The following is a 475-nucleotide window of genomic DNA, read 5'->3' as shown; positions in this document are numbered from 1 at the left end:
TTGTACTTCCCACTTCTCAAACTCTCTAGAAATTCATCCTTGTTCTCTTTTAGATATGGCATTAACTCATCGACTGTCATCCCGTCAACACCTGCTGCACCTCTGTTTTGCTTTACTCTTTTGTAAGCTGCATTTAAATTTCCTGTGTGTAGTAATTTATCAAGTAAACTTTCTGCACCGTCTTCCTCGCTAGGTTCCAGTGAGTTAGTACTCCGCGCTCCCTTGGTACTCTCTGGTTCCACCATACCCTCGCAAGGGTAGCCTGTTTTCACAGTTTTCTGCTCTCTTTGCACTATCTCACCTTCTCTCTAGTTTAAAAGACTACCATTGTTCGGTCCTTCCCGTATCCGGTACTATGACCTCGGCTGACTTCTTACGGTTCAACCGTGCATCACTGCACGATTTGTCGCTGTGGGTTGTTGGTTAAACCCTCTTGTCGGCAACCCCCGTAAGACCTCCCCTGTTAAGAACGGTA

At 45.9% G+C, this 475-nt stretch carries 1 pseudogene; it reads right to left on the bottom strand.

Annotated features, from left to right (window positions below):
• A pseudogene (locus CDO51_RS13210) lies at positions 1 to 272 on the bottom strand (group II intron reverse transcriptase/maturase); the annotation flags it as partial.
• Between the last annotated feature and the right edge of the window lie 203 nt (positions 273 to 475).

Origin of the sequence: Natranaerobius trueperi, assembly GCF_002216005.1 — a bacterium.
Classification (GTDB): domain Bacteria; phylum Bacillota; class Natranaerobiia; order Natranaerobiales; family Natranaerobiaceae; genus Natranaerobius_A; species Natranaerobius_A trueperi.
Note: the sequence above shows the minus strand (reverse complement) of the source record. Positions and strands in the feature narration are given on the sequence as shown.